Annotated in this window: 19 protein-coding genes; 5 read left to right on the top strand and 14 right to left on the bottom strand. The window is 75.2% G+C overall.

The features are described 5' to 3' along the window. The first annotated feature begins 459 nt into the window (after window positions 1–459). Window positions 460–2,286, top strand: coding sequence for a glycoside hydrolase family 15 protein (locus AC3ERT_RS19835; protein WP_435175829.1), 1,827 nt, complete (start codon window positions 460–462; stop codon window positions 2,284–2,286). A gap of 51 nt (window positions 2,287–2,337) precedes the next feature. Here the strand turns inward: AC3ERT_RS19835 and AC3ERT_RS19830 are convergent, their stop codons facing one another. From AC3ERT_RS19830 to AC3ERT_RS19800, 7 genes are all read right to left on the bottom strand, one after another. Beyond that, complete coding sequence (locus AC3ERT_RS19830) at window positions 2,338–3,465, bottom strand: glycosyltransferase family 4 protein (protein ID WP_335982211.1); 1,128 nt, start codon at window positions 3,463–3,465, stop codon at window positions 2,338–2,340. Window positions 3,466–3,619: 154 nt separating this feature from the next. Next, the gene (locus AC3ERT_RS19825) at window positions 3,620–4,450 is read right to left on the bottom strand and encodes a hypothetical protein (RefSeq protein WP_335982209.1); all 831 of its coding nucleotides are present in this window, start codon (window positions 4,448–4,450) and stop codon (window positions 3,620–3,622) included. Between the two features lie 85 nt (window positions 4,451–4,535). Then, a complete protein-coding gene (gene recN / locus AC3ERT_RS19820; RefSeq protein WP_335982207.1) occupies window positions 4,536–6,314 on the bottom strand; it encodes a DNA repair protein RecN in 1,779 nt (592 codons plus the stop codon). Between the two features lie 86 nt (window positions 6,315–6,400). Next, window positions 6,401–7,411, bottom strand: coding sequence for an NAD kinase (locus AC3ERT_RS19815; protein WP_435131569.1), 1,011 nt, complete (start codon window positions 7,409–7,411; stop codon window positions 6,401–6,403). Next, window positions 7,408–8,214, bottom strand: a complete 807-nt coding sequence (locus AC3ERT_RS19810) for a TlyA family RNA methyltransferase (protein WP_335982205.1) — start codon at window positions 8,212–8,214, stop codon at window positions 7,408–7,410. The genes AC3ERT_RS19815 and AC3ERT_RS19810 overlap by 4 nt, the downstream gene beginning before the upstream one ends. 7 nt (window positions 8,215–8,221) lie before the next feature. Continuing rightward, window positions 8,222–8,524: a hypothetical protein gene (locus AC3ERT_RS19805; protein WP_435175719.1), complete on the bottom strand. Its 303-nt coding sequence runs from the start codon at window positions 8,522–8,524 to the stop codon at window positions 8,222–8,224. After that, window positions 8,517–9,443, bottom strand: a complete 927-nt coding sequence (locus tag AC3ERT_RS19800) for a histone (RefSeq protein WP_435175717.1) — start codon at window positions 9,441–9,443, stop codon at window positions 8,517–8,519. The genes AC3ERT_RS19805 and AC3ERT_RS19800 overlap by 8 nt, the downstream gene beginning before the upstream one ends. Window positions 9,444–9,593: 150 nt before the next feature. Between AC3ERT_RS19800 and AC3ERT_RS19795 the strand changes: the two genes are divergently transcribed. Then, on the top strand, window positions 9,594–9,941 hold the full coding sequence (locus tag AC3ERT_RS19795) for a sterol-binding protein (RefSeq protein ID WP_435131564.1): 348 nt from the start codon (window positions 9,594–9,596) through the stop codon (window positions 9,939–9,941). Here AC3ERT_RS19795 and AC3ERT_RS19790 read toward each other — a convergent pair. Genes AC3ERT_RS19790 through AC3ERT_RS19780 form a run of 3 tightly spaced genes read right to left on the bottom strand, consistent with a single transcriptional unit; the run spans window position 9,889 to window position 13,117 of the window. Then, entirely contained in the window at window positions 9,889–10,926 is a 1,038-nt protein-coding gene (locus AC3ERT_RS19790; protein WP_435131562.1) for an ABC transporter ATP-binding protein, read from the bottom strand. The genes AC3ERT_RS19795 and AC3ERT_RS19790 overlap by 53 nt on opposite strands. 56 nt (window positions 10,927–10,982) lie before the next feature. Continuing rightward, window positions 10,983–12,056, bottom strand: coding sequence for a FecCD family ABC transporter permease (locus tag AC3ERT_RS19785; protein ID WP_435175715.1), 1,074 nt, complete (start codon window positions 12,054–12,056; stop codon window positions 10,983–10,985). Further along, window positions 12,053–13,117 (bottom strand): FecCD family ABC transporter permease, encoded by a 1,065-nt coding sequence (locus AC3ERT_RS19780; protein WP_435175827.1) that lies wholly within the window; start codon window positions 13,115–13,117, stop codon window positions 12,053–12,055. Before AC3ERT_RS19780 ends, AC3ERT_RS19785 begins: the two co-directional genes overlap by 4 nt. A gap of 56 nt (window positions 13,118–13,173) precedes the next feature. Here AC3ERT_RS19780 and AC3ERT_RS19775 point away from each other — a divergent pair, with 56 nt between their 5' ends. After that, on the top strand, window positions 13,174–14,229 hold the full coding sequence (locus AC3ERT_RS19775) for an ABC transporter substrate-binding protein (RefSeq protein ID WP_435175713.1): 1,056 nt from the start codon (window positions 13,174–13,176) through the stop codon (window positions 14,227–14,229). A 4-nt stretch (window positions 14,230–14,233) separates the two neighbouring features. Then, complete coding sequence (locus AC3ERT_RS19770) at window positions 14,234–15,106, top strand: siderophore-interacting protein (protein WP_435175711.1); 873 nt, start codon at window positions 14,234–14,236, stop codon at window positions 15,104–15,106. 27 nt (window positions 15,107–15,133) lie between these two features. On the opposite strand, the gene AC3ERT_RS19765 is transcribed toward AC3ERT_RS19770, so the two are convergent. From AC3ERT_RS19765 to AC3ERT_RS19750, 4 genes are all read right to left on the bottom strand, one after another. Continuing rightward, window positions 15,134–16,369 (bottom strand): mannosyltransferase family protein, encoded by a 1,236-nt coding sequence (locus tag AC3ERT_RS19765; protein ID WP_435175709.1) that lies wholly within the window; start codon window positions 16,367–16,369, stop codon window positions 15,134–15,136. 160 nt (window positions 16,370–16,529) lie between these two features. Next, window positions 16,530–17,051: a hypothetical protein gene (locus AC3ERT_RS19760; RefSeq protein ID WP_435131556.1), complete on the bottom strand. Its 522-nt coding sequence runs from the start codon at window positions 17,049–17,051 to the stop codon at window positions 16,530–16,532. Then, window positions 17,044–17,577, bottom strand: a complete 534-nt coding sequence (locus AC3ERT_RS19755) for a SigE family RNA polymerase sigma factor (protein WP_335982189.1) — start codon at window positions 17,575–17,577, stop codon at window positions 17,044–17,046. Before AC3ERT_RS19755 ends, AC3ERT_RS19760 begins: the two co-directional genes overlap by 8 nt. Before the next feature lie 124 nt (window positions 17,578–17,701). Then, window positions 17,702–18,724: an HAD-IIA family hydrolase gene (locus AC3ERT_RS19750; RefSeq protein ID WP_435131555.1), complete on the bottom strand. Its 1,023-nt coding sequence runs from the start codon at window positions 18,722–18,724 to the stop codon at window positions 17,702–17,704. Between the two features lie 91 nt (window positions 18,725–18,815). On the opposite strand from AC3ERT_RS19750, the gene AC3ERT_RS19745 reads away from it, so the two are divergent. Next, a partial coding sequence (locus tag AC3ERT_RS19745) for a DUF1015 family protein (protein ID WP_435175707.1) occupies window positions 18,816–20,118 on the top strand: 1,303 nt, incomplete at its 3' end.

Genomic DNA, 20,118 nt, shown 5'->3' with positions numbered 1-20,118 from the left:
GTTCACAGCCCACCGGCCCACGGGCTACCAGGGTATCAGCGCCGCCGGGCGCGATGGGCGACAGGCGCGGACCGCCGGGGAGTGTGCACCGCGCGACGGCCGCATGGCGATGGTGTGAGGAAACGGTGGCGACCGCGGGGACGCCGGGTGCCGATCGCGTGCCCGGGGCTCGGCGTGCGAGGCTGGACGGCGGGCGCTCACCGCGTCTGCCTGCGGCGACGTCCGCTCCGCGGCCGCCGGGCGGCGGGGCCACCCGACCGGCTCAATGAAGATCAGCGAGAGGCACGCACGGCTCGCTGGGAGGACGTATTCTGCTCGAACGCATTGCGCGAGCGACCGGCACGGCACATCCCCGCCCCCCTCCGGATCACTAGCTCGTCCACAGTTCCAGAGCTGACTCGCCGAAGGAATTGCCCCCATACCGCAAGACCGTCCCAGCGGGGGCGGCGCCGTGTTCGACTGGAGTTTCACGTGGCAGGGCGTATCGAGGACTACGCACTCATCGGTGACATGCAGACCGCCGCACTGGTCTGCAGGGACGGCACCGTCGACTGGCTGTGCCTTCCGCGGTTCGACTCGCCGGCGGTCTTCGCCGGCCTGCTCGGCACCGACCAGCACGGCTTCTGGCGGATCGGCCCGGCCGTGCCCGAGGGTGCGAGGACGCCGGACGCGACGCGCCGCCACTACCGCGGCGAGTCGCTGGTCCTGGAGTCGGAGTGGGACACCGCGACCGGCACCGCCCGGGTGATCGACTTCATGCCGCCGCGCGACGGCGCGCCGCAGGTGATCCGGATAGTGGAGGGCGTCAGCGGCAAGGTGGCCATGCGCTCCTCGCTGCGGATGCGCTTCTCCTACGGCCAGGTGGTGCCCTGGGTGCAGCAGGTCGGGGACCGCACGGTCGCGGTGGCCGGGCCGGACTCGGTCTGGCTGGACACCGATGTCGAGACCTACGGCGAGGACCTGACCACCTACAGCGACTTCACCGTCTCCCCCGGTGACCGGGTCTGCTTCACCATCAGCTGGGAGCCGTCGCACAAGCCGCAGCCGTCGCTGCCCGACCCGCAGGGCTCGCTCGCCGCGACCGAGGACTTCTGGCGCGAGTGGGTCGAGCAGTGCACCTACTCCGGCCCCTACCGCGAGGCCGTGATCCGCTCCCTGATCACGCTCAAGGCCCTCACCTACGGGCCGACCGGCGGGATCGTCGCCGCGCCCACCACCTCCCTGCCGGAGGACATCGGCGGGGTGCGCAACTGGGACTACCGCTTCACCTGGCTGCGGGACGCCGCGATCACCCTGTCGTCGCTGCTGCGCACCGGCTACCGCGAGGAGGCCCGCGCCTGGCGCGAGTGGCTGCTGCGGGCGGTGGCCGGCGACCCGGAGAACCTCCAGATCATGTACGGCATCGCCGGGGAGCGCGAGCTCGGCGAGAACACGCTGCACTGGCTGCCCGGCTACGAGAACTCCTCGCCGGTGCGGATCGGCAACGGCGCCGCGCACCAGCTCCAGCTCGACGTGTACGGCGAGGTCACCGAGGCGCTGCACCTGGGCCACATGACCGGCCTGGCGCGCAACGACTACGCGAGCGTGCTCCAGCTCAAGCTGATCCGCTATCTGGAGAAGCACTGGATGGAGCCCGACGAGGGCATCTGGGAGGTGCGCGGCCCGCGCCGCCACTTCGTGCACTCCAAGGTGATGGCCTGGGTGGCCGTCGACCGCACCGTCAAGCTCATCGAGTCCGGCGAGATCGAGGGCCCGCTGGAGCAGCTGAAGGAACTGCGGGACGAGATCCACTACGACGTGTGCGAGAAGGGGTACGACAAGGAGCGCAACACCTTCACCCAGTCGTACGGCTCGCGCGAGTTGGACGCCTCGCTGCTGCTGATCCCGCAGATGGGCTTCCTGCCCCCGGACGACAAGCGGGTGATCGGCACCATCGAGGCGATCCAGCGGGAGCTGTCCACGGCGGACGGCTTCGTGCTGCGCTACCCCACCTCCAGCGGCGACGCGAGCGGCGAGGAGAACCTCGACGGGCTGCCCGGCGACGAAGGGGCCTTCCTGGCCTGCTCGTTCTGGCTCGCCGACGACCTGGCGATGATCGGGCGGGTGCAGGAGGCGCGGCGGCTCTTCGAGAAGCTGCTCGCCCTGCGCAACGACCTCGGGCTGCTCGCGGAGGAGTGGGACCCGCGGCGCCAGCGCCAGGTGGGGAACTTCCCGCAGGCGTTCAGCCACGTCCCTCTGATCGACACCGCGCTGCGCCTGACCGCCTGCGGCGCGCTGGAGCAGTAGCCCGGCGGACGGCCCCGCGGCCGGGTGGACGGCCCCTGGAATCCCGGCGGTTCAGGGGCCCGCCAGTTCGTCGTAGATGCTGAGGACCTGGGCGACCGTGTCGTCCTCGGTGGGCCAGGTCGCCGCCTGGGCGCGGCCCGCGATCGCCAGGGCGGCCCGGCGCTCGGGGTCGGCGAGCAGGTCCACGACGGCGCGCGCCAGGACGTAGGGGTCGCCGTAGGGCACCAGGTGGGCGGCGTCACCGACGAGTTCGGGGGTGCCGCCGACCGCGGTGGCGACCAGCGGCACCCCGGCGTGCAGCGCCTCCTGCGCGATCAGGGGGCGCCCCTCCCAGCGGCTGGGCAGCACCACCAGGTCGGCGGCGGACAGCAGTTCGGGCACGTCGTCGCGCCGCCCGAGCAGCGCCACCGGCAACTTCTCGGCCTCGACGCGCTGTTCCAGCGCCGCCCGCTGCGGCCCCTCCCCCGCGATCGCGAGCAGCGGCCGCAGTTCGGAGTCGGCCCAGTACGCGGCGGCCGTCAGCAGGAAGTCGTACCCCTTGGCCGGTTCGAGCCGGCCGACGGCCAGCAGCAGCGGCCGCTCCTCGGCGCCGAACTCGGCCCGCACGCGCTGCTTCCTGCGCTCCCCGTCGGCCGGCAGCAGCGGCGGTCTGGGCTGCGGCCGCGGTACGGCCGCCGGCGCCAGCCGCACGTCGCGGGCGCCGTGGCCGCGGGCCCGGTCGACCAGGTCGGAGGAGACCCCGAGCACCACCGTCGCCGCCCGCACCGCCCGGCGCTCCAGCCAGCGGACCATCGGCCCGGCCCGGCCGTCCGCGGGCGTCTCGCCGCCGTGCCAGGTCACCACCAGCGGCACCCTGCGGCCGCCGAGCGCGAGCGCGGAGAGCAACCCGGCCCGCAGGCCGTGCGCGTGGACGACGCCCGCGCCGCTGAAGGCGGTGCGCAGCGCGGCCAGCGCGGGGCCGTCGGCGGCCGCGCTGCGGCCGACGTCGACGGGCAGGAAGCGGGCCCCGCCGGTCCCGAAGCCGTACTCGGTGTCGGTCCCGGCCGGGCCGCAGACGGTGACGTCCACCCCGCGTGCCACGAGCCCGGCGGACAGCGAGCGGACGTGCGCGCCCGCCGCCGCGCCCAGTACGTGCACGGCGTGGAGCTGCCCTTGAAGGGGGTGCGGGCTGCTGCTCACGCGGGAGGGGCTCCTGACTCGGGGTGCGCGGACACGGCCGCGGAAGGCCGCGGGCGAAGGGGGCGCGGCTGCCGGCGCCCGCTCCAGGATGCCAGGCCCTGGCCCGGGCCTGACCGCCCAGGAGGGCGCGAATGCCGCCCGTCCGCGCCCCGGATCACCCGTACGGGTGGGGCGTTCGACCCCAGGCGTCGAACCGGCGTACCACCGGCGCGCTCCAGAACCGCTGCCCCGCCCCCACCCGGTCCCCCACCGCGGCCAGCGCGACCACGACCGCGGCGTGCGCGACCAGCGCGCCGCGCCCGTCGGCGAGCGCGAGTGCCGCGCCCAGCGCCGCACCCAGCGCGTGCGCGCCCGCGTCGCCGAGCATGGTCCGCTCGTGCAGGTCGTCGCCGAGCACCGCGGCGGCCGCGCCGAGCGGCGCGGAGGCGAGCACCGCGCCCGGGCCGCGCCGCAGCAGCCCCGGCAGCCCGGCCGTGATCACCGCCTTCGCGGCGCGGCCGGGCGCCACGTCGGCGAGGTTCACCGCGTGCGCGCTGCCCGCGATGACGACGCCGGCCAGCACCTGGTCGAGCGGCCGGGCCTTGAGCAGCGCGCCCGCGGCCAGGCCCGCCGCGCCGATGCCGAGCAGCTTCACCCCGCCCGAGGTCAGCCGCCGCTCGCGCAACGCGCCCAGGTGGGCGGCGAAGCCGCGCTCGCCGGGGACGCCCTTCTGGTCGTCGTAGGCACCGCACGCGCCGGCCGCGAGCGCCGCGCCGACCGCCGCGATCCGGGCCCGTACGCTCACCCCGCGGGCGGCGGCCATCGCCGTCGCCGCGCCGGCCGCCGCCGCCAGCCCGCCGTACAACTCCACGCCCCGGCCCGCGTAGTTGGTGCGCTGCCACATCCGCGCCTCCACCGGGGGGCGGCGCCGCAGCTGCCGGTAGGCGGCCCTGGTGGCCGCTGCCGCCGACGCGGCGACCGATACGTGCCCGCTGCTCCGGTTCACCGTGTGCGGCTCCTCGCCGTAGTGACTCGCGTTCGTACGCCGCGCCCCTGGCCCGGCCGGGCGTGGCGCTGCGAGGGGCGGGGGCTCAGCGGGACGCCTTGGCCGCGGCGAGGAGTTCCTCGGCGTGGGCGCGGCCCAGCTCCGAGTCCTCCAGCCCGGCGAGCATGCGGGACAGCTCGCGCACCCGGTCCTCGCCTTCGAGGACGGACACGCCGCTGCGCGTGACGGACCCGTCGTTGGTCTTCTCCACCAGCAGCTGCCGGTCGGCGAACGCGGCCACCTGCGGCAGGTGGGTGACGACGACGACCTGGGCGGTGCGCGCCAGCCGGGCCAGCCGCCGGCCGACCTCGACCGCGGCCTTGCCGCCGACCCCGGCGTCCACCTCGTCGAAGAGGTAGGTGGGCACCGGGTCGGACCCGGCGAAGACCACCTCGACGGCGAGCATCACCCGGGACAGCTCGCCGCCCGAGGCGCCCTTGGCGATCGGGCGCGCCGGGGAGCCCGGGTGCGGGGCGAGTTGCAGTTCGACCTCGTCGGCGCCGGTGGGCCCGTAGAGCACCGCGCGGCCGCCGACCTCCACGCCGGCGTCCGGGTCGGCCGCCTCGGTCTGGCGGATGCCGACGGTGACGCGGGCGTGCGGCATCGCCAGTTCGGCGAGTTCCGCGGTCACGGCGACCGCGAACCGCTCGGCGGCCTCCGTACGGGCGTCGGTCAGGCGCTGGGCGAGCGCGCCGAGTTCGGCGCGCAGCGCGTCGCGTTCGGCGGTCAGTTCGGCGATCCGGTCGTCGTCGCCCTCGAGTTCGTCCAGCCGGGCGGCGCTGCGCCGGCCCCAGGCGAGGACCGCGTCGATGCCGCCGCCCTCCGCCGTGTCGGCGGCGTCGGTGCCGTACTTGCGGACCAGGTGGGCCAGGACGGACCGCCGCTCCTCGACGGCGGCCAGCCGCAGCGGGTCCGCGTCGAGGTTGTCGGCGTATCCGGCCAGCTCCCCGGCGACGTCCCCGGCGAGGATGCCGATCTCGCCGAGCCGGGCCGCGAGGTCGGCGAGCACCGGGTCATGGGCGCTGACCGCGTCCAGGGCGCGCTGGGCGGCCGCCACCAGGGTGCCCGCGTCGACGCCCTCGGGGTCCTCGGGGTTGCCGGCCAGGCCCGCGTGCGCGAGCGTGGCCGCGGCGGCCAGCGCCTCGGCGTTGCCCAGGCGCTCGGCCTCGGCGGCCAGTTCGGTGTCCTCGCCCGGCAGCGGCTCGGCCGCGGAGATCTCCTCCACGCCGAACCGCAGCAGGTCCGCCTCCTGGGCGCGTTCCCGGGCGCGGGTGGTGAGCTCGTCGAGCTGCTCGGCGACCTCGCGCAGCCGCCGGTAGGCCGCGCCGTACGTCGCCAGCGGGCCGGCGACGGCGTCGCCCGCGTACCGGTCCAGGGCCTCGCGCTGCCGCGCCGGGCGCAGCAGCCCCTGCTGGTCGGTCTGGCCGTGCACCGCCACCAGTTCGTCGGCGAGTTCGCCCAGCAGGCCGACCGGCACCCCGCGGCCGCCGACGTGCGCGCGGGACCGGCCCTCGGCCGACACCGTACGGCTGATCAGCAGCGCGCCGTCGTCCAGTTCGGCACCCGCCTCAGCGGCCCGCACCGCGGCCGGCGCCTGCGGGTCGAGGCCGATCCTGCCCTCGACCACCGCCTGTTTGGCGCCGATCCGCACCAGCGCCGGGTCGGCGCGGCCGCCGAGCAGCAGCCCCAGGCTGGTGACGACCATGGTCTTGCCCGCGCCGGTCTCGCCGGTCACCGCGGTGAAGCCGGGGGACAGCTCCACCACGGCATCCTCGATGACTCCGAGCGACCGAATCCGCATTTCCTCCAACACGGATACGACCATACGAGGTTTCGGCTGGCCGTGGGACCGCCCGGGGTACCCGTTCGCATGAGTCGGGGGTACCGACCGCACCGGACCACCCCGGTGGGTCAGGGCACGACGACCCCGCGCCAGCCGGAGACGGGCAGTGCGAACTTCGCCACCAGGCGGTCGGTGAACGAGGCGTGGTGCAGCCGGGCCAACCGGACCGGTACGGCGCCGCGCCGCACCTCCACCCGGGCACCGGGCAGCAGTTCGACGGTGCGCCGCCCGTCGCACCACAGCACCCCGTACTGGGACTGCGGCTGCACCTCGACCGCCAGCACCGACCGCGGCGAGGTGACCAGCGGCCGGGCGAACAGCGCGTGCGCGCTGATCGGCACCATGAGCAGCGCCTCGACCTCCGGCCACACCACCGGCCCGCCGGCGGAGAACGCGTAGGCGGTGGAGCCGGTCGGCGTGGCGCACACGACGCCGTCGCCGCCGAACCCGGAGACCGGGCGGCCGTCGACCTCGGTGACGACCTCCAGCAGGCGTTCGCGGGACGCCTTCTCCACCGACGCCTCGTTGAGCGCCCAGTCGGTGTGGACGATCCGGCCGTCGTTGCGCACCAGGACGTCGAGGGTCATCCGCTCCTCGACCTCGTACTCCTTGGTGACGACCCGGTCCACGACCTTGTCGAGGTCGTCCCGCTCGGCCTCGGCGAGGAAGCCGACCCGGCCGAGGTTGACGCCGAGCATCGGCACCCCGGAGGCGCGGGCGAACTCCGCGCCGCGCAGCAGGGTGCCGTCACCGCCCAGCACGATGATCAGTTCGCAGCCCTGGACCGAACCCGGACCGACCTCGCCGACGAGTTCGACGGCGGGCGGCAGCGGCAGGTCCGCGGCCTCGTCCTCCAGCAGCCGCACCCCGATGCCGCAGCGCATCAGCCCGTGCACCACCCGCTCGGCGCTGCGGATCGCCGACTCGCGGCCGGTGTGGGTCAGCAGGAAGACGGTGCGGCCGGCGGCCGCGGACCCGTCCGCCGGATCGGCGGCAGCCGCGGGCACGGACGCGGCCCCGGACCCGGGCTCGGACCCGGCCTCGGACGCGGATTCGGACGTATTGGACAGCTCGCTCATCGGGGCCCCTCCGCCACAGCACGGTCGACTTCGGCCGGGTCCAGCGCGGGGGCGCCGGAGCGCAGCCACAGAAAGTACTCCACGTTCCCGGACGGGCCGGGCAGCGGGCTGGCGGTGACGCCGAGCGCTCCCAGCCCGAGTACGGCGGCCTGCTCGGCCACCTTCCGCACGCTCTCGGCGCGCAGTCGGCTGCTGCGGACCACGCCGCCGCTGCCCAGCCGCTCCCGGCCCACCTCGAACTGCGGCTTCACCATCAGCACCAGGTCCGCGTCCGGCGCGGCGCACCGCACCAGCGCGGGCAGCACCAAGCCGAGCGGGATGAACGACAGGTCGCCGACGACGAGGCCGACCGGCCGGCCGTCGATCGCCTCCAACGTCAACTCCCGTACGTTGGTGCGGTCCTTGACGGTGACCCGGTCGTCGCTCTGGAGCGACCAGGCGAGTTGGCCGTAGCCGACGTCCACCGCGACCACCTCGGCGGCGCCCGCGCGCAGCAGCACGTCGGTGAAGCCCCCGGTGGAGGCCCCGGCGTCCAGGGCGCGGCGCCCGGCCACGGTCAGGCCGCGCGGGGTGAAGGCGGCCAGCGCACCGGCCAGCTTGTGGCCGCCGCGCGAGACGTAGTCCGGGTCGCCGTCGTCCTTCGCGACGACCAGGGCCGCGCTGGTCTCCACCTGCGTGGCCGACTTGGTCGCGGTCGCCCCGGCCACGGTCACCCGGCCTGCGGCGATCAACTGCCCGGCGTGCTCGCGGGAGCGCGCGAGTTTCCGGCGCACCAGCTCAGCGTCGAGTCGGCGTCGTGCCACGTACGGTTCAGCCCCTGTTCTCGTCCAGCGCGGTCAGTGCGTTCCGCAGTCCTGCGTGCACATCTTCGTAGACCTCGATGTGCGCGTCGGTGGGGAGCGCGTCCGCGTCCCGCAGCCGCTCAACCGCGGCGTCGACGTCAGCATTCCCCGTCGCCTCGACCGCCACCCCCAACGGCTCCACCCGCTGCGAGGCTTCGGCCGCCCCGCCCGGCTCCTCGCTCGGGGCCGGGGCGGTCTGCTGCGCCGCGGGCGGCTCCGCCGGGGGGTGGGGGTGCGGGTCGAGTCCCGGCAGATCGTAGCTTTCACTCATCGCCCGTGCCCTTTGGGGTGGCGGGCGTCCCCGTACCGCCGGACCCCGCCGCCGGGGTGCGCTTGGCGGGGGCCTTCCTGGCCGGGGTGCTCTTCGCGGCCGCGGTCTTCTTGGCGGCGGCCTGCTTGGCGGGCGTCGTCTTCGCGGGGGCCTTCTTGGCGGGCGTCTGCTTCGCCGGTGTTTGCTTCGCCGGTGTGGGCCGTGCGGCGGTCTCCTCCGCGGGGGAGCCCGTGGTTGCTGCCTTCTTGGCGGCCGTCTTCTTGGGCGCGGCCTGCTTCGCGGGTGCCTGCTTCGCGGCGGTCTTCTTGGCTGCGGTCTTCTTGGCTGCCGTCTTCTTCGCTGCCGGTGCGGCCTTCTTCGCCGGTGCGGGCTTCGCGGACGCGGGCTTCCCGGGCGCGGCGGTCCTGCGGGGGTTGGCGACCGAGGTGGGGGCCGGTTCGGTGTCGACCCGGACGTGTTCGACGGGTGGCGCCGCAGGCGGGGTGCGCTGCGCCCGTTCCTTGGCGGTGGCGGTGGGGGTGGGAGCCGGGGCCCGGGTACGGCCCGCGCCCGGGGCGCCGTCCGGACCGGTGTCGGCCCCGGGCTGCTCCAGGTTCCTGATCCGGCGCTCCAGCGCCTCCAGGACGACGCCGACCTTGGTGACCTCGTCGGCGAGCCGGCCGACTCGGCTCATCGCCTTGTCGACCTCCTCGCGGACGATGCCGAGCAGCAGGTCGCGGTTGGCCCGGCCGGAGGCGACCAGCTCGTCCGCGAGGGTCTGCACCTCCTGCGGGATGGCCGCGCCGATCCGCTCCTGGAGGGCCGCCGGGTCGATACCCGCCTGGTCGAGCATCTCCCGTGCGGCCTCTGCCGCACGGCGGCGGGTGGCCTCGGTCAGGCCGCCCGCGATCTGCAGACAGGTACGCAGCGCGTCCCGCATCGCTCACACTCCTCGCCTCGCCGTCGGCGCATGTCGCCGCCCACTGGTGCACGCGGTGACGACGCTACCTCTTTCCGTCGCCGCTCCCCGAGCGCGGGCCCTGCGGTACCGTCATCCGGACGTACCGACCACCGGGAGACATCTCAGCCGATGGCCACCATCGAGGAGTGCCGCAGCGCGCTCGACACCCTTGCGGCGAACCTCGCGAAGGCCGAGGGCGCCGTCCGCGACGCCACCGCCCTGGAACGCTCGCTGAGCTGCCACCTCACGGACCTGGACGTCACCTTCGCCGGCAAGCTGGCGGGCAGCAGCATCCAGGACGTGGTGACGGTGCCGGGCGCCCCCCGGCAGAAGGCGCAGATCCGGCTGGCGATGACCGGCGACGTGCTGGTCGGGCTGGTCGGCGGCGAGTTGAACTTCGCGAAGGCGTGGGGCTCCGGCCGGGTCAGGGTGCAGGCGAGCCTGCGGGACCTGCTGAGGCTGCGCTCGCTGCTGTAGCGCCACCGCCCCGGTCCGTGCGGTCCTCCGCGCCGTCTTCGGCCGTGGCCGTACGGTCCTCGTCCCCCTCTGCCGCGTCCGTACGCTCCTCGTCGCCTTCGGCCGCGTCATCGGTCTTGGCCGCCGCGCGCCGGGCGGCGGGCACCACCAGGGGCGTGCCGCTCTCCGGGTCGTCGATGATCCGGCACCGCACCCCGAAGACGCGCTCGACCAGTTCGGTGGTGAGGATCTCGGCGGGCGGGCCCTGGGCCTCGATCCGGCCGTCCTTCATGGCGATGAGGTGCGTGGCGTAGCGGGCGGCCTGGTTGAGGTCGTGCAGGACCGCGACGAGGGTGCGGCCGTGCTGCTCGTGGAGTTCGGCGCACAGGTCGAGGACGTCGATCTGGTGCTGGATGTCCAGGAAGGTGGTCGGCTCGTCGAGGAGCAGCAGCGGGGTCTGCTGGGCGAGGGCCATCGCGATCCAGACGCGTTGCCGCTGCCCGCCGGAGAGTTCGTCGACAAAGCGATCGGCGAGGGCGTCGATGCCGGTGGCGGCCATCGACTCGTCGACGATCCGCTCGTCCTCGGGCGACCACTGCCGCAGCAGGCCCTGGTGCGGGTAGCGGCCGCGGGCGACCAGCCCGGAGACGGTGATGCCGTCGGGCGCGACCGAACTCTGCGGGAGCAGGCCGAGGGTCCTGGCCACGGCCTTCGCCGGGAGGGAGCCGATCGCGTGCCCGTCGAGCAGCACCCGGCCCTGCGCCGGCCTGAGCAGCCGGGACAGGGCGCGCAGCAGGGTGGACTTGCCGCACGCGTTGGGGCCGACGATGACGGTGAAGGAGCGGTCGGGTATCGCGACCGAGAGGTCCTCCGCGATGACCCGCTGGTCGTAGCCGAGGGTGACGGACTCGGCGGTGAGGCGGGAGCCGCCGGACGGTTCGCCGTCCTGGCCGCGGCCCGGCGTCTTCGCGGTGGCGGTTGTCGACTTGTCGGTGCCGCGGAACATCCGGCGGAACCCCTTTCCCGGTCGGGCCGTCGCCGGCCGCGCTGACTGCTTGCCGCTCATATCCGCCCCGCTTTCCGCTCGCTGACCAGCAGCCACAGCAGGTAGCCGCCGCCGAGCACCCCGGTGGCCACGCCGACCGGCACCTCGCCCGTCCCGAAGGCGCGCTGGGCGGCCCAGTCGGCGGCCACCAGCAAGGTCGCGCCCATGAGGGCGGAGGGCACGAGGGCGACGCCGGGCGAGCGGGTCAGGCGGCGCGCCAGTTGGGGTGCGGTGAGCGCGACGAACGAGATCGGGCCCGCGGCGGCGGTCGCGGAGGCGGTGAGCAGCACCGCCGCCAGGACCGTGACGAGCCGGACGCGCTCGACGCGTACACCCAGCGCGCTGGCGGCGTCATCACCCATCTCGGTGATCCTCAGCGCGCGTCCGCTGATGACGAGGGTCGGCATGAGGACGACGGCCGCGCCGAGCAGCGGCCACGCCTGCGACCAGTCGCGGCCGTCCAGCGACCCGGTGATCCACACCACGGCCCGGGCCGCGTCCACGATGTCCGCCTTGACCAGCAGGTAGCTGTTGACCGCCGACAGCACCGCGGACGCGCCGATGCCGACCAGCACCAGCCGGTAGCCGTGCACGCCGCGCTTCCACGCCAGCAGGTACACCGCGATCCCGGTGAGCAGCCCGCCGGCGACCGCGCCGATCGCGACCTGGTACGAGGAGCCCTTGAGCAGCACGATCACGATCAGCGCGCCGGCCGCCGAGCCCTGGCCGAAGCCGATGACGTCCGGGCTGCCCAGCGGGTTGCGGGAGACGGTCTGGAAGGCGGCGCCGGCCATGCCCAGGCTCGCGCCGACCAGCAGCGCCACCACGACCCGCGGCAGCCGCAGTTGGCGCACGATGAAGTCCTGCCCGGCGTCGCCGTGGCCGGTGAGGCTGCGCACCACGTCGAGCGGGGCGATGTGGTAGTCGCCGGTGCCGATGAGCACCACGGAGATGGCCAGCGCGACCACCAGCAGGCCCGCGCAGACCAGCAGCGAGCGCCGGTCGACCGGCAGCGAGAGGTGGCCTCGGCGCAGCACGGTCCGGTGCGGGGCCGTGCTCCGGCCGGGGGTCCGGGTCAGGGTCCGGCTCACAGTTCGGCCATCCTTCGGCGTCGGACCAGCGCGATGAAGACGGGGCCGCCGATGACGGCGGTGACGATGCCGACCTGGAGTTCGGCGGGCCGGGTGACGACCCGTCCGATGACGTCGGAGCCGAGCAGCAGCACCGGCGAGAGCACCGCGGCGTAGGGGATGATCCAGCGCATGTCGGGGCCGGTGATGCCGCGCACCACGTGCGGCACCATCAGGCCGACGAAGACGATCGGCCCGCACGCGGCGGTCGCGGCGCCGCACAGCAGGGTGATCGCGGCCATCACCAGCACGCGGGTGCGGGTGAGTTTCGCGCCGAGGCCGCGCGCTGTGTCGTCGCCGAGCGCGACCGCGTTCAGCGGGCGGGCGGTGGCCAGGGCGAGCACCGCGCCGACCGCGAGGAAGGGCGCGACGTCCCGCACGGTGGACATGTTCGCCGAGGCGAGCGAGCCGACCTGCCAGAAGCGCATCCGGTCCAGGGCGACCTTGTCGGTGAGTTCGACGGCGGTGGTCCAGCCCTGGAGCAGCGCGGTGATGGCGGTGCCGGCGAGCGCGAGCCGTACCGGGGTCGCCGAGCGGCTGCCGCCGATGGCGTAGACGAGCACGGAGACCACCGCGGCGCCCACCAGCGCGAACCAGACGTAGCCGGTGGTGGAGGTGACCCCGAGGAAGCTGATCCCGGAGACCACGGCGGCGGCCGCACCGGCGTTGACGCCGAGCAGGCCCGGGTCGGCGAGCGGGTTGCGGGTCAGCGCCTGCATGGCGGCCCCGGCGACACCGAGCGCGGCGCCGACGACCAGGCCGAGTACGGTACGGGGCAGCCGCAGTTTGCGGATGACCACGTCGTCGTCCGTGCCGGTGTAGTGGAACAGGCCGTGCCACACGTGGCCGACGGGCACGTTCCGCGCGCCGATCGCGATGCTCGCCACCACCACGAAGGCGAGCAGCCCGACGGCCAGCAGCAGCCCGGCGGCCCGGCGCGCGTCGGCGCGCGCGACGCTGCCGCGCGCTGGGGCGGACGGGGGCCCGGTGTCCGCCTGGGGCGGGGAGTGTCGGTCGACCAGCACGGACTTAGGTTAGCCTACCCTCGCCAGTCCACTTCGAGCAGAGCGGTAGCCCCATGCACGCGTCCCGTTTCGCCCCAGTCTCCGAACCGTCGCGCCGAGGGGTGCTCGCCGCGGGCGGGTCCGTCGGTCTCGGCGCGCTGCTGGCCGCGTGCGGCGGGTCGTCCGGCTCCGGCTCCGACACCGCCGCGGCCTCCTCCGGCGGCAAGGACACCAAGGCCGGCGGCCCTTGGAGCTTCACCGACGACCGCAAGAAGACCGCCAAGGCCGACCGCATACCCGCGAACCTCGTCGCCTACACCGGCACCGCCGCGGCCCTGCGCGACTACGGCGTCGAGTGCACCGGCGTCTTCGGCCCGACCACCCTCAAGGACGGCTCGCCCGACCCGATGGCCGGCGACCTCGACGTGAAGAAACTCACCGTGATCGGCAACACCTGGGGCGAGTTCAACATCGAGAAGTACGCCGCCCTGAACCCCGGCCTGCTCGTCAGCCACATGTACCAGGCCCCCACGCTCTGGTTCGTCCCCGACGACAGCTCCGCGAAGATCCTCGCCCTGGCGCCCAGCGTCGGCATCAACGTCGCCGGGGTCCCCCTCACCACGCCGCTCCAGCGCTACGCCGAACTCGCCGCGTCCCTGGGCGCCGACATGGCCGCCGGCACCAACGCCGCCCAGAAGGCCCGCTTCGAGAAGTCCTCCGCCGCCCTGCGCGCGGCCGTCAAAGCGCACCCCGGCATCACCGTCATGGCCGGCTCGGCGAGCGCCGACTCGCTGTACGTCTCCACCCCCGCCGCCGCCTCCGACCTGCGCTACTACCAGAGCCTCGGGGTGGACTTCATCGTCCCGAACCAGGTCAAGGGCGGCTTCTTCGAGACGCTGAGCTGGGAGAACGCCGACAAGTACCAGGCGGACATCATCATGCTCGACAACCGCACCGCCACCCTCCAGCCCAAGGACCTCACCGGCAAGCCCACCTGGACGAAGCTCCCTGCGGTCAAGGGCGGCCAGGTCGTCGGCTGGCCCAGCGAGCCGATCTTCTCCTACGCCAAGTGCGCCGACCGGATCGACGCCCTCACCCACGCCATCACCTCCGCGAAGAAGCTGGTCTGACACCGTGAACGACCGCCCCGTGAACGAGCGCCCGTACCAGTTCTTCCACCCGCGGGTCGTGCGCACCCGGCAGCTGTCCCCCACGCTGCGCCGCGTCGTGCTCGGCGGCGCCGGCCTCGCCCGGATCGTCACCGGCGGCCGCGACCAGCGCGTCAAGCTCTTCCTGCCGCGCCCCGGCCAGTCCGCGCCCGTCCTGCCCAAGGTCCTCGACGACGACTGGTACGCCCGCTGGCGCGGCCTCGACCCGGACCTGCGCGGCGTGATGCGCACCTACACCGTCAGCGCCGTCCGGCCGCAAACCGCCGAACTCGACATCGACTTCGCCCTGCACGGCGACCTCGGCCCGGCCTCCCGCTGGGCCGCGCGGGCCTGCCCCGGCGACCGCGTCGCGCTGCTGGCACCCGTCGTCGAGGACAACGGCGGCATCGAGTTCCGCCCGCCGGCCGGCACCGGCTGGGTGCTGCTCGCCGCCGACGAGACCGCGCTCCCCGCGGTGGCGAACATCCTCGCCGCGCTCCCCGCCGGACTGCCGGTCCGCGCCTTCGTCGAGGTCGGCCACCCCGACGACCGCCGCCACCTGCCCACCCGGGCCGACGCCCGCGTCACATGGCTGGTCCGCGCCGGCCACGACCGCACCACACCCCTGCTGGACGCCGTACGCGCCACCGCCGCCCCCGACGGGGCCGCGCCCTACGCGTGGCTGGCCGGCGAGGCCGGCTGCGTACGGGCGCTGCGCCGCCACCTGGTGACCGAGCGCGGAATGGACCGCAAGGCGGTCTCGTTCACCGGCTACTGGCGCCAGGGCCGCACCGAGGACGACCTGCTCCGCGCCGCCGTCGCCGCGGCCGAGGCGCAAGCACAGACGGCCGCCGCCTGACCGCCGCCGGGCACCGCCCGGCCGCCCTCACCCCGCCCACCGCCCGGTGAAGAAGGCCAGCGCCAGCACGGTGCCCAGCGGCCCGGCCACCGCGAAGTAGGCGGTGCGCAGCCGCGGCCGGACCGCAGTCGCCGCGCACAGCGACGTCCACAGCGGCCACCACAGCAGCGCCGCCCGCGGGATCGACATGTACCAGTACGACGTGCCCAGCGCCCACAGGCTCAGCCCGACGTACACCCCCTCCGCCCACCGGCGCCGCACCAGCAGGAACACCAGCAGCACCGTCCCGGCGGCCATCGCGACCAGTTCGGCCTGGAACATCACCGCGTACCCCGTGCCCTGGGTGTGCCCGAACGCCGCGGTCCACGTGTGGTGCCAGGCGCTCCACGGACTGTGGAACTGCCGCGCCCAGCCCCGGTCCTCCGCGTCCTTCCACGCCAGCCAGTCGCCGGTACGCGAGTGCAGGTAGGCGCTGTACAGCAGCGGCGGCAGCGCGGGCAGCGCCAGCCACGGCAGCGGGCGCAGGTCGCGCGGCCGCCGCACCGCCACCAGCAGCTGGACCACGAGCGCCGCCACCAGGAACAGCCCGGACACCCGCACCGTGCACGCCAGGCACGCCAGCACCGCCGCCCGCCCCCACTCCTCCCGGCGGGCCGCGAGCCACGCGGGCAGCGCCAGCGCCAGGAACAGCGACTCGGTGTAGCCCGCGGCGAGGAACACCGCACACGGCGACAGCAGGAACAGCGCGGCCGTCCGCCGCGGCGCGCCCGCACCCGGCTGGTCCAGCCCGGCTATCCGCCCCAGCGCCACCACCGCGACCGCGCCGGCGGCGAAGGAGACGGTCAGCCCCGCCGCCGTCCAGTCGCCGATCACCGTGTGCACCGCCCGCAGCACCAGCGGGAAGCCGGGGAAGAACGCCTCCCGGTTGTCCCAGCCGACCTGGCCGGGGCCCGGCGCGCCCGCCGGGAAGTAGCCGTCCCGCGCGATGTGCAGGTAATACGCCCAGTCCCACTGCTGCCACGGCGCGAGGACCGCCGCCGGGTGGCGGCTGTCCCCGTCGGCCGGGAAGAGCCAGCGGGCGCAGTACTCCGTGCCCCACAGCCCGGCCCGCGTCAGGACGTACAGCCACAGCACGTCGCGGTCGGCACGCGTCAGCCGGCCGGTGAAGCGCCGCACCGAGAAGGGGCGCCGGCGCCGCGCACCAGGGCGCTCCGGCTCGGACTCGGCCGCCTCGACGGTCGGCAGGGCAGGGGAGATCGTCATGAACGGACCTTTCGGGCTGCGTCCGGACGTACGGCACCGCGCCCTGGCGGCCGGGGCGCGCGGGCGGGGGCGGTGCGGGATATCGGGATCAGGATGCGAAGCCGTCGATCGGAAGCGGGCGTTCGGGATACGGGGGTACGGGTGTGCGGGCAGCGGGCGCTCAGGGCGCCGTGGTCCGCGGGTAGGCCGGTGTGGTGCTCGCCGGGGAGGACGGCAGCCCGGTGGCACCGTCCGCGGCGCCGGTGCCCCGCACGCTGGTCGTGGTCGAGGGCGCCCGGGACAGCGTGGTGCCGGCCGGGTCCGCGCCGCGCACCGGGCCGCTGCTCGCGGTGCCCGGCGCGGTGGCGGACCCGCCCCCGCCGCTGCTCGTGCTGCCGGGCGGTACGGAGCCGCCGCCGCGCGGCAGCGCCGAGACCAGCCCCGCGGCTGTTCCGGCGAGCACCACGGACAGCGCGGCCGCGGCCACCGCCGCACGCCGTCGGCGCCGCGCCGCTCCCCGCGCCCGGACCTCCGCCGGCGGCGCGGAACGCGTCCTGGCCTGCCCGTCGGCGGCGGCCGACTTGAACAGGGCGCGCAGCGGCTCGTCCGGACCATCAGGACCATCAGGACCGGACCCGCCGAAGGGCCCCGGCAGGCCGCCCAGGTCGTCGAAGTCGCCGTGCGCGTCGCGGTGTTCAGGCACCGGAAGCCTCCTCGTGCCGCGGATCGTTCAGGAGGTGGGCGAGCGCCGAGCGGCCCCGGACCAGATGCGTCTTGACGGTGCTCACCGACACCCCGGTCTCCGCCGCGATCTGGTCCACACTCAGATCGCAGACGTAGTGCAGGGTCAGCGTGCGGCGCTGCTTCGGCGGCAGCTCGCGCAGCGCCTCCACCAGCACCACCGGCTCCGGCCCAGGACCCTCCGCAGTTACCGGCGGCCCGGTCCGGTGCCATGCCTCCGCGGTACGCCGCCGGCCCCGCCAGCGGCTCACCGCCAGCCGCCACGCGACCGTACGCACCCAAGCCTCCGGGCGTGCGTCGGACCGCAGTTGGCGCCGCCGGCTCCAACCGCGGACGAACGCCTCCTGCACGACGTCCTGCGCCTCTTGGTGATCGCCGAGCATCACGTACAACTGGCCGGTCAGCCGACCGACCGTCTGCGCGTAGAACTCCTCGAACTCCTCGACGGTCAACGATCGCTCCCGGGTCTGCTCGGTCTCACCGGGCATACGCTCGTCGGGCCCGATCCGGTCTACACCGCGTGCGACATCGCGACGTGACCTGCGTCATAGGGTGGATGCTCGGGGCGGCGCCGGACGCACCACCGCCCGCGGTGCCCGGCCCGACGGCGCTCTACAGCCCCAGCCGCCCGACCGCCTTCCCCGCGTCCAGGCCGCAACTCCCCTCGCCCGCACTGCTCCAGGCCGCCCCGCACAGCGCCCGCAGCCCGTCCAGCGGGTCGCCGTCGCCCTCCACCGCGAGCACCCCGCCCGCGGCCGACGCACTCCACCCCCCGCACACGGCGGCCCCCGCCGCACCCACCTCCACCGGCGGCTGCGCCACCAGCAACTCCCGCAGATCCCGCCCGACATACGTGGGCCGGTGCTTCGGCTCGGCCGCCAGCAGCGCCGCCGGGTCGGTCACCCCCGTCAGCACCAGCAGCGAGTCCACCCCGCCCGCGAACGCCCCCTCGATGTCGGTGTCCAGCCGGTCCCCCACCACCAGCGGCCGCCGCGCGCCGGTACGCAGCACCGTCTCCCGGTGCATCGGCGGCAGCGGCTTGCCCGCCGCCTGCGGGTCACCGCCCGTCGCGATCCGCACCGCCTGCACCGCGGCGCCGTTGCCCGGCGCGATGCCCCGCCCGCTCGGGATCGTCAGGTCCGTGTTCGACGCGAACCACGGCACCCCCCGGTTCACCGCGTACGCCATCTCCGCCAGCTGGGACCACCGCAGGTCCGGACCGTACCCCTGCACCGCCGCCACCGGGTCGTCGTCCGCGGAGTCCACCGGGACCAGGCCGCGCTCGCGCAGCGCCACCATCAGCCCCTCCCCGCCCACCGCGAGCACCTTCGCACCGGCCGGCACCTGGTCCGCGATCAGCCGCGCCACCGCCTGCGCCGAGGTGATCACGTCGTCCGCCCCCGCCGGGACCCCCAGCCTCGTCAGATGCTCGGCGACCGCGTCCGGCGTACGCGAGGCGTTGTTGGTGACGTAGGCGAGGTGCATGCCCTGCCGCCGCGCGGTGCCCAGCGACTCCACCGCGTGCGCGATCGCCTCCCCGCCCGCGTACACCACGCCGTCGAGGTCCAGCAGCGCGGTGTCGTACGCCGTGTCCAGCGGCTCGTCGCTGCGGTGCGGGCTGGTGCGGTACGTCATGGCGGGGCTCGCTCCTCGTCGGTGGGCTACCCCTCGATCATCCCCCATGCCGATCGGCCCCGGCGCCGCGAGGGCGTCGTAGCATGCGCGGATGACCGACACCGATCAGGACCACCCGCGGGGCCCTCACCTGGCGCCGTTCCGCGGGCTGCGCTTCGTACGGGAGCACGTCGGCAGCCTGGCCGCCGTCACCTCGCCGCCGTACGACGTCGTGGTACGCCCCGACGGCCAGCGCCATCTGGAGACCGCCGACCCGTACAACGTGGTCCGGCTGATCCTCCCGGACGCCACCACCCCCGACGCCCGGCACCGCAAGGCCGCCCGCACCCTGGCGACCTGGCTCGACCGCGGGGTCCTCGCCCAGGACCCGGCCCCCGCCCTCTACGTCTACGAGCAGCGCGACGGCGACCACCTCCAGCGCGGGGTGATCGGCGCCCTGCGGCTCAGCGGCCCCGAGGAGGGCGCCGTCCTCCCGCACGAGGACGTCATGCCCGGGCCGGTCGCCGACCGCGCCGCCCTGATGCGCGCGACCGGGGCCAACCTCGAACCCCTGCTGCTCTCCTACCGCGACGGACCCGCCACCGCCGCAATCGTCGAACGCACTGCCGGCAGCGCGGAACCGCTGCTCGCGATCACCACCGAGGACGGCGTACGGCACCGGCTGTGGGCGCTGACCGACCCCGCCGAGCTGGCCGCGGTCGACGCCGAACTCGCCGCCCGCCAGGCCCTGATCGCCGACGGGCACCACCGCTGGGCCACCTACCGCCGGCTCCAGGCCGACCACCCGCCCGGCACCGGCTGGGACTACGGCCTGGTGCTGCTCGTGGACAGCGCCCGCTATCCGCTGCGGGTGCGCGCGATCCACCGGGTGCTGCCCGAACTCGCGCCCGGCGCCGCCCTCGCCGCCGCGCGCGGCGCCTTCCGGGTACGGCGGCTGGCCGCCCAAGGCCTGGCGGAGGCGCTGGAGGCACTGGCGACGGCGAGCGGGGAGCCCGAGGGCGCGGGCCCTGGTGCGGCGGCCGGGCGTGCTGGGAACGCCTTCCTGCTGGCGGGCGAGGACTTCCACCTCCTGGACCGGCCGGACGCCGTGCTCCTGCGTGAGACGGTGCCCGACGACCGGCCCGAGCCATGGCGGCGGCTGGACGCGACCGTGCTGCACAGCCTGCTGCTCGACCACGTCTGGCGGGTGCCGGACTCCCCCGAGCACATCCGCTACATCCACGACGCCGAGGCCGCGGTCCGGCTCGCCCGTCAACTCGGCGGCACCGCCGTCCTGATGCACCCGGTGCACGAGGGCGTCGTTTTCGACCTGGCCCGGCAGGGCGTGATGATGCCCCGCAAGTCGACGTCGTTCGGGCCGAAGCCGGCCAGCGGACTGGTGATGCGGAGCGTGG

The organism is Actinacidiphila sp. bgisy145, assembly GCF_057708125.1.
The sequence above is the reverse complement of the archived record's forward strand: the minus strand, read 5'-3'. Positions and strand labels throughout refer to the sequence as shown.

Excerpts from the sequence above, each read along its gene's own strand:
- AC3ERT_RS19815 (WP_435131569.1), bottom strand. The coding sequence starts at position 7,411 with ATGAGCGAGCTGTCCAATACGTCCGAATCCGCGTCCGAGGCCGGGTCC.
- AC3ERT_RS19765 (WP_435175709.1), bottom strand. The coding sequence starts at position 16,369 with ATGACGATCTCCCCTGCCCTGCCGACCGTCGAGGCGGCCGAGTCCGAG.
- AC3ERT_RS19805 (WP_435175719.1), bottom strand. The coding sequence starts at position 8,524 with ATGAGTGAAAGCTACGATCTGCCGGGACTCGACCCGCACCCCCACCCC.
- AC3ERT_RS19750 (WP_435131555.1), bottom strand. The coding sequence starts at position 18,724 with ATGACGTACCGCACCAGCCCGCACCGCAGCGACGAGCCGCTGGACACG.
- AC3ERT_RS19755 (WP_335982189.1), bottom strand. The coding sequence starts at position 17,577 with ATGCCCGGTGAGACCGAGCAGACCCGGGAGCGATCGTTGACCGTCGAG.
- AC3ERT_RS19790 (WP_435131562.1), bottom strand. The coding sequence starts at position 10,926 with ATGTTCCGCGGCACCGACAAGTCGACAACCGCCACCGCGAAGACGCCG.
- AC3ERT_RS19775 (WP_435175713.1), top strand. The coding sequence starts at position 13,174 with ATGCACGCGTCCCGTTTCGCCCCAGTCTCCGAACCGTCGCGCCGAGGG.
- recN (WP_335982207.1), bottom strand. The coding sequence starts at position 6,314 with ATGGTCGTATCCGTGTTGGAGGAAATGCGGATTCGGTCGCTCGGAGTC.
- AC3ERT_RS19800 (WP_435175717.1), bottom strand. The coding sequence starts at position 9,443 with ATGCGGGACGCGCTGCGTACCTGTCTGCAGATCGCGGGCGGCCTGACC.
- AC3ERT_RS19795 (WP_435131564.1), top strand. The coding sequence starts at position 9,594 with ATGGCCACCATCGAGGAGTGCCGCAGCGCGCTCGACACCCTTGCGGCG.